Here is a 233-nt window from a genome sequence, read left to right as displayed (position 1 = left end):
TGGCCGATGACGTTCGGCCTCGCGTGTTGCGCGGTGGAAATGATGCACGCGGCCACCGCCCGTTACGACCTGGCCCGCTTCGGCGCCGAGGTGTTTCGCGCGAGCCCACGCCAGTCCGACCTGATGATCGTGGCCGGCACCCTGTGCAACAAGATGGCGCCGGCGCTGCGCAAGGTCTACGACCAGATGGCCGAGCCGCGCTGGGTGCTGTCCATGGGGTCTTGCGCCAACGG

At 68.7% G+C, this 233-nt stretch carries 1 protein-coding gene; it reads left to right on the top strand.

Features of this window, described 5'->3' with window-relative positions:
- Positions 1–233: NADH-quinone oxidoreductase subunit B (locus HA630_RS00300; RefSeq protein WP_166831992.1), on the top strand; the 233-nt coding region annotated here is incomplete at both ends.

This window comes from Aquabacterium sp. A08, assembly GCF_011742065.1.
Note: the sequence above shows the minus strand (reverse complement) of the source record. Positions and strands in the feature narration are given on the sequence as shown.